Raw genomic sequence first — 7004 nt, 5'->3', positions numbered from 1 at the left:
GAGGGGTTCCTCGACCTGGACGTGCGCGTCACCTGCTCCTCCGGCACCTACATCCGCGCGCTCGCCCGCGACCTGGGCGCGTCCCTCGGAGTCGGCGGCCACCTGACCGCGCTGCGGCGCACCGCGGTCGGCCCCTTCTCCGTGGCGCAGGCCGGCGAGATCGACGAGCTCGACGTCCCCGCCGCGCTGCTGCCGCCGACGCTGGTGGCGGGCGAGCTGTTCCCCCTGCTGCGCCTCGACGCCCAGGAGGCGGGCGATCTCGCGAACGGCAAGCGCATCCCGGCCCCGGAGGCGGTGGCGGGCGCGAAGGGCCTCCTCGCCGCGGTCGGCCCGGGGGAGCGGCTGATCGGCCTCGCCGAGCGGCGCGGTACCCAGCTCAAGAGCGTCGTCAACTTCCCGACCGAGGACCTGCGGACGGCCGCCTCGTGATCGAGTGGTTCACGATCCTCCAGGTGGGGATCGCCGTCGCGGCCGGCCTGCTCTGCCTCGTGCTCGGGCTGCTCGCCCGCCGTCCCTCGGACGTCTCGGTCGGCGCGACGGCGATCGTCGAGCTGCTGCTGATCGTCCAGCTGGCGGTCGCGATCGTGTCGCCGCTGGTCGGCAACCGCCCGTCGGGGAGCCTGCCGGAGTACTACATCTACCTGATCTCGGCGCTGCTCCTGCCGCTCGCTGCCGGGTTCTGGGCGCTCATCGAGCGGAGCCGCTGGAGCACCGTGATCCTGGGCGTCGCCTGCCTCTCGATCGCGGTCATGGTCTACCGGATGCACCAGATCTGGTTCTTCCAGAGCGCCTGATCGGGCCCGCCACCGGGCCCGGCCCGGCGAGCGCCTAGCATGGACGTGCGATGTCGAAACCAGCCAGCGATGCGTCCGGACGGGCCGCTCACGACCCCTCAGTCCCCTCGGCCCCCGGGAGCGGCGAGCCGACCCGTTCCGCCCGCTCGCGCGGGATCGGCAGCCTCCTGGTCGTGGTCTACGGGATCCTCGCGCTCGCCGCGACGGGGCGCTCCGTCTTCCAGATCATCGACCGGTTCGACGAGGCGCCGCTGGCGTTCTCGCTCTCCGCGCTCTCGGCCGTCGTGTACATCGTCGCGACGGTCGCCCTGATCGTCCCGGGCCGCGCCTGGCAGCGCGTCGCGTGGGTGACGATCACCTTCGAGCTGGTGGGCGTGCTCGTGGTCGGCGCGCTCAGCCTCCTCGCTCCGCAGCTCCTCGGGCTCGCGAGCGCCGACCCGTTCGGGCGCCAGTCGACGGTGTGGGCGGCCTTCGGCGCCGGCTACCTGCTCATCCCGCTCGTCCTGCCCGTGCTCGGTCTCTGGTGGCTCCGCGTGCAGGGGCGGCGCACGGCCCGGGCGGCCGCCTGATGCGCGTCGAGACCCGCCCCGGCGACCTGGCCGGGATCGGACCCTCCGCCGTCACGATCGGCAAGTTCGACGGCGTCCACTCCGGGCACCGGGCCGTCATCGGCCGGCTGCACGAGCGGGCTCGCGAGCAGGGGCTCGCCGCAGTCGTCGTCACCTTCGACCGCAATCCGCTCAGCGTGATCGCGCCGGAGAAATGCCCGCCCGTCCTGGTCGGCAACGAGCAGAAGCTCGAGCTCCTCGCCGGGACCGGCGTGGACGCGACGCTGCTGCTCACCTTCGACGAGGCGTTCCGGGCGCTCTCGCCCGAGCAGTTCGTCGAGCAGGTGCTGGTGGAGGCGCTCGAGGCCCGCGTGGTCCTCGTCGGCTCCGACTTCCGCTTCGGCGCCCGGGGAGCGGGCGACGTCGACCTGCTGCGCGTGCTCGGCGGGCAGCACGGATTCGAGGTGGAGCTGATCGACGACGTGCGGCCCGAGGACGGGCGCCGCGTCTCCTCCACCTGGATCCGCGAGCTGCTGGCCGAGGGCGACGTGGAGCACGCGACGCGCCTGCTCGGGCACGAGCCCGTGGTCCGCGGCGTGGTCGTGCACGGAGCGAAGCGCGGCCGCGAGCTGGGCTTCCCGACCGCGAACCTCTCGCCGCAGTCGCAGGGCCTGATCCCGGCCGACGGGGTCTACGCGGGCCGGCTCACCACCGACGGCGTCACGCATCCCGCCGCGATCTCGGTCGGCAGCAACCCGACTTTCGTCGGAGTGCCGCCCAAGCAGGTCGAGGCGTACGTGCTCGATCAGACGCTCGACACCCTCGACCTCTACGACCGCGTGGTCGACGTGGCGTTCGTCGGCCGGATCCGCGGCCAGGTCGCCTACGAGGGCGTCGAGCCCCTCATCCGCCAGATGAACCACGACGTGGTGCAGGTCCGCGAGGTCCTCGGCATCGACTGAGCGGGATGCCGGGCGCCGCCTAGCAGGGGCCGCGGGCCCGCACCAGCGGGAGAGGTCCCGAGGCCATCGGCGTACCGTGGCCGCATGAGCGAAACCCCCTCCGACTCGGCGCGCCCCCTCGCGCTCGTCACCGGTGCGACCGGCTACATCGGCGGCAGGCTGACGCCGCGCCTCCTCGAGGCGGGCTTCCGGGTGCGCGTCCTGGTGCGCGACCCGCGCAAGCTGGTCGACGTGCCGTGGGCGGAGGAGGTCGAGGTCGCCCAGGGCGATCTCGGCGAGCCGGAGTCGCTGGAGGCCGCAGTCGAGGGCGTCGACGTCCTCTACTACCTCGTCCACTCGATGGGCTCGGGCAACGACCACGCCCACTTCGAGGAGGTCGAGAGCCGCGCCGCGCAGAACGTCGCCACAGCCGCGAGGTCGGCCGGCGTCGGCCGCATCGTCTACCTCGGCGGCCTGCACCCCGAGGGCCAGGAGCTCTCGAAGCACCTCCGCTCGCGCGCGGAGGTGGGCCGGATCCTGATGGAGTCGGGAGTGCCGACGATCGCCCTGCAGGCGGGCGTGATCATCGGCTCCGGGTCGACCTCGTTCGAGATGGTGCGCCACCTCACCGACGTGCTGCCGTACATGCCCGCGCCGCAGTGGGTGCGCAACTTCATCCAGCCGATCGCCGTGCGCGACGTGCTGCACTACCTGATCGGCTCCGCGTCGCTCGAGGACGCCGCGCTCAACCGCACCTTCGACATCGGCGGGCCCGACGTGCTCCGCTACGGCCAGATGATGAACGGCTACGCGGTCGAGGCCGGGCTCCCGCAGCGGCCGATCGCGTCCCTGCCGGTGTTCACCCCGTGGCTGGCCTCGCAGTGGGTCAACCTGGTCACGCCGATCCCGCGCTCGCTCGCGGTGCCCATCATCGCCTCGCTGCAGTACGACTGCGTCGTGCACGAGCAGGACATCCGCGCGCTCATCCCCGACCCCGAGGGCGGGCTGACCTCCTACCGCCGCGCCGTCCGGCTCGCGCTGGGAAAGATGCAGGCGGGCGAGATCGAGACGAGCTGGCAGAACGCGGAGGTCGTCGGCGCTCCCAGCGATCCGCTGCCGAGCGACCCGGAGTGGGCCGGCCACACGGTCTACGTGGACCTCAAGGAGCGCCGCACCCAGGCCGACCCGGCCAAGCTCTGGCGCGTCATCGAGGGCATCGGCGGCACCAACGGCTGGTACTCCTTCCCGCTCGCGTGGGTGATCCGCGGCTGGATGGACCGCCTCGTCGGGGGAGTGGGCCTGCAGCGCGGGCGCCGCGACTCCGCGCGCCTGCACGCTGGCGACGCCCTCGACTTCTGGCGCGTCGAGGAGATCGAGCGGCCGAAGCTCCTGCGCCTGCGCGCCGAGATGAAGGTGCCCGGCGGGGCCTGGCTCGAGATGCGCGCCGAGCCCTCCGGAGACGGCGGCTCGGTCTACACGCAGCGCGCGGTGTTCTTCCCGCAGGGCCTCGCGGGCAGGCTCTACTGGTTCGCGATCCTGCCCTTCCACGGCATCATCTTCAACGGCATGGCCAACCGCATCACGGCCACCGCGGCCGACCTGCCGGACTCCGGCGACGAGCGCTCCCCTGGCGGGCGCCGGGTGCAGCGGTGACAATGGAGGGGTCCGGCGGCGGCGAGGCCGCCCGGGACGCCGACGAGAGGAGCACGATGAGCGAACGGTCGAGTACGGACGCGGGGCGCGGACTCCAGCTGGGGAAGGTCCTCTTCATCGGGGACAGCATCATCCAGGCGGGAGCCTGGGGCGAGTGGCTGACGGAGTCGACGGTCGTCGACGAGGGAGTCGGAGGGGCCACCACGGCGGACGTCGTCGCGCGGCTCGCCGAGCTGGTCGCGCAGGAGCCGGACACGGTGGTGCTGCTGATCGGCACCAACGACCTCGCCTGGCACCGCACGACGGAGCACGTCGTGCGCAACATCGAGACGATCGTCGCGACGTTCCGGCGCGACCTCCCGGACGTGCGCATCCTGGTGACCTCGGTCCTGCCGCGCGGACACGAGTTCGCGCCGCAGATCCGCGAGATCAACCGCCACCTGTGGCAGTTCGCGCCCACGGCGCACGCGGGCTACCTCGACCTGTGGCCGGTGCTCGCGGGCGAGGACGGCGGGCTGCTCGAGCAGTACTCGCCGGACGGCCTGCACCTCAACGAGGACGGCTACCGCGCGTGGCGCGAGGCACTGGGCCCGGCGCTCGAGGCGGTCGTGCGGATGCCTCCGCGGACCCGCCCGATCACGCTGCCCTACGACGAGTTCGCGCGGCCGAAGACGGCCTAGCGCAGCACAGTGGAGGGGGAGTCGACCGCAGGGTCGGCTCCCCCTCCGTCATTCCGCGGCCAGAGCGGCCTCGAAGGCCGCGAGGGCGTCCGCGGAGAAGAGGACGAACCGGACCTCGTCGAGTGCGCCGTCCGCGGTCGCCTCGCGGACCGTCTCCACCGCGATGCGCGCCGCGTCGTCCATCGGCCAGCCGTAGACGCCTGCCGAGACGGCCGGGAAGGCGAGCGTCCGCGCGCCGAGGCCGACAGCGGTGCGCACCGACTCGCGGTAGGCCGAGGCGAGGACGGCGCTGCGGTCCTCCGACCACGAGTGGACGGGACCGACGGTGTGCACGACCCAGCGGGCAGGGAGGCGGCCGGCGGTCGTGGCGACCGCGGAGCCGGCGGGCAGGCCGTCCGGCAGCTCGGCCCCGCGGAGCCGGCGGCACTCGGCGAGGATCTCCGGCCCGCCCGCGCGGTGGATCGCGCCGTCGACGCCGCCGCCGCCGAGGAGCGACGAGTTCGCCGCGTTCACGATCGCGTCGACGTGCTCGCGGGTGAGGTCGCCGCGCACGGCTCTCAGGGTGGTCACGACTCCTCCTCCAGGCTTCGTCCGAGGGCAGCGATCGCCGCAGGTCCCACGCGGCAGCAGCCGCCGATCAGATCCGCTCCCGCCGCGCGCCAGGAGGCGATCAGCGCGGGGTCGAAGGCCGCATCGCCAGCCCAGCGACGCTCGACGGCGTCCCACTCCTCGCCGCTGTTCGGGTACACGACGACCAGCTTGCCGGTGACGGAGCGGGCGATGCGGACCGCCTCGGCGACGTCGCCGGGCGGGCAGCAGTTCACTCCCACGCCGACCACCTCCTCGGAGGCGGCGGCGACGGCGAACGCCTCGGCCAGGGGCTCGCCGGCCGCGGTGCGGCCCGAACGGCCGCTCACGCAGATCCAGGCGGGGACCGAGGAGCCCGCGAGGGCATCCACGACGGCGCGCACCTCCCGCACCGACGGGATGGTCTCGACGGCGAGCAGGTCGGGCCCGGCCGCGGCCAGGGTCTCCAGTCGCGGGCGGTGCCAGGCGGCGAGCTCGCCGACGGTGAGGCCGTCGTCGCCGCGGTACTCGGAGCCGTCGCCGAGGCTAGCGCCGTAAGGGCCGACGGAGGCGGCGACCCAGCCGCTCTGCGCGCGCCGGGCCAGGTCGACGCTCTCCCGGAGGGCGCGCTCGGCGAGGCCCGGGGCCAGGCCCGCGGCCGCGAATCCGCTCGCGGACACCTGGTAGCTCGCGGTCACCGCGACCCGGGCGCCCGCCTCGGCGAAGGCGCGGTGCGCGTCGACGACCCGGCCGGGCTCCTCCAGCAGGACCCGGGCGCTCCAGAGCGAGGAGTCCACCGCGACGCCCTGCGCCTCCAGCTCCGTGCCCAGGCCCCCGTCGAGCAGCAGCGGGCGCACCCGCGCCGCGGCGACGAGGCCGGCGGTCACGAGCGGTTGTTGGAGAGCTCGAAGATCTTCACGAGCTCGGCGATCGCCGCCTCGCGGGCGTCTCCGCCCTCCTCGAACATCGCGGTGATGTGCGTGCGGAGGTGGTTCTCGACGATGAGCTTGTTGAGCGAGCCGAGCGACTTCTGGATCGCGAGGGACTGCGTGACGATGTCGACGCAGTAGTCCTCGTTCTCGATCATCCGCTCGAGGCCGCGCATCTGGCCGCCCAGGATCCGGGCACGGTGCAGCGAGCGCTTCTTGAGGTCCTCGATCACTCCTCCAGCCTACGCGCCGCAGGCGGTACCCGGGCGGGGTATGCGCCCGCCTACGATCGAGGGGTGAGCACCCGCAAGCCGTCCCGCGCGACCGCCGCCCGCTACCCCTCGCGCGACCGCGCCCGCATGGCGCTCGCGCCCGGGATCCTCGGCGCGATCGTGCTGCTGGCCGGGCTCGCCCTCGTCGGCTCCGACGCCTACGACTTCATCCGCTACCCGGTCGCGATCCTCGCGGCGGTCATCGGCTGGTTCGCGATCCAGGCGCGCGCACTCCTCTGGCTGATCGGGCTCGTCCCGGTGCTCCTGCTGTGGAACCCGGTGCTGCCGTTCGCGTTCCCGGACGCGATCTGGTCCTCGCTGAGCCTCGCCGCGGTCGGCGTCTTCGTGGCGGCGGGCCTTGTCATCCGCGTCCCGACCCCGGAATGACGACGAGCGCGACCGTCCGCGCGTCTGAGCGCCGACCGGACCGCCCCGAGGAGTAGACTGGCGCCGCACCCGCACGCCGGGGATGCTGCGACCGGGTCCCAGACCCGTTGCTCGGAGCTCTCGACGGCCACCGGATGCACCGACGCCCGACACCTCCCCGGAGGCGATCCGGCGGATGCACGGCGACGGCAGCGCGCGGGAACCCCTCCTCCGCCCCCCGTCACACATCGAGG

At 73.6% G+C, this 7004-nt stretch carries 9 protein-coding genes and 1 pseudogene; 7 read left to right on the top strand and 3 right to left on the bottom strand.

What is annotated here, in order from left to right:
* From C5C27_RS01710 to C5C27_RS01685, 6 genes and pseudogenes are all read left to right on the top strand, one after another.
* Window positions 1-429: pseudogene (locus C5C27_RS01710) on the top strand (tRNA pseudouridine(55) synthase TruB); the annotation flags it as partial.
* Complete coding sequence (locus C5C27_RS01705; protein ID WP_104223058.1) at window positions 426-794, top strand: hypothetical protein; 369 nt, start codon at window positions 426-428, stop codon at window positions 792-794. The pseudogene C5C27_RS01710 and the gene C5C27_RS01705, both read left to right, overlap by 4 nt.
* Window positions 795-844: 50 nt before the next feature.
* Entirely contained in the window at window positions 845-1363 is a 519-nt protein-coding gene (locus C5C27_RS01700) for a hypothetical protein (RefSeq protein WP_244229447.1), read from the top strand.
* Window positions 1363-2304: a bifunctional riboflavin kinase/FAD synthetase gene (locus C5C27_RS01695; RefSeq protein WP_104225670.1), complete on the top strand. Its 942-nt coding sequence runs from the start codon at window positions 1363-1365 to the stop codon at window positions 2302-2304. The genes C5C27_RS01700 and C5C27_RS01695 overlap by 1 nt, the downstream gene beginning before the upstream one ends.
* 84 nt (window positions 2305-2388) lie before the next feature.
* Entirely contained in the window at window positions 2389-3936 is a 1548-nt protein-coding gene (locus tag C5C27_RS01690) for an SDR family oxidoreductase (RefSeq protein WP_104313371.1), read from the top strand.
* 56 nt (window positions 3937-3992) lie between these two features.
* Window positions 3993-4616 (top strand): GDSL-type esterase/lipase family protein, encoded by a 624-nt coding sequence (locus tag C5C27_RS01685; protein ID WP_104225671.1) that lies wholly within the window; start codon window positions 3993-3995, stop codon window positions 4614-4616.
* A gap of 48 nt (window positions 4617-4664) precedes the next feature.
* On the opposite strand, the gene C5C27_RS01680 is transcribed toward C5C27_RS01685, so the two are convergent.
* The 3 genes from C5C27_RS01680 to C5C27_RS01670 are packed head-to-tail and all read right to left on the bottom strand — an operon-like array spanning window position 4665 to window position 6345.
* Window positions 4665-5186: an O-acetyl-ADP-ribose deacetylase gene (locus tag C5C27_RS01680; protein ID WP_104313369.1), complete on the bottom strand. Its 522-nt coding sequence runs from the start codon at window positions 5184-5186 to the stop codon at window positions 4665-4667.
* On the bottom strand, window positions 5183-6070 hold the full coding sequence (gene mmuM / locus C5C27_RS01675) for a homocysteine S-methyltransferase (RefSeq protein ID WP_104313367.1): 888 nt from the start codon (window positions 6068-6070) through the stop codon (window positions 5183-5185). The genes C5C27_RS01680 and mmuM overlap by 4 nt, the downstream gene beginning before the upstream one ends.
* Window positions 6067-6345, bottom strand: coding sequence for a metal-sensitive transcriptional regulator (locus C5C27_RS01670; protein WP_104223062.1), 279 nt, complete (start codon window positions 6343-6345; stop codon window positions 6067-6069). Before C5C27_RS01670 ends, mmuM begins: the two co-directional genes overlap by 4 nt.
* Window positions 6346-6408: 63 nt before the next feature.
* On the opposite strand from C5C27_RS01670, the gene C5C27_RS01665 reads away from it, so the two are divergent.
* Window positions 6409-6771 (top strand): DUF6804 family protein, encoded by a 363-nt coding sequence (locus tag C5C27_RS01665; RefSeq protein ID WP_258066471.1) that lies wholly within the window; start codon window positions 6409-6411, stop codon window positions 6769-6771.
* The last annotated feature ends 233 nt before the right edge of the window (window positions 6772-7004 follow it).

The organism is Rathayibacter sp. AY2B7 (assembly GCF_002931635.1).
GTDB lineage: Bacteria > Actinomycetota > Actinomycetes > Actinomycetales > Microbacteriaceae > Rathayibacter.
The sequence above is the reverse complement of the archived record's forward strand: the minus strand, read 5'-3'. Positions and strand labels throughout refer to the sequence as shown.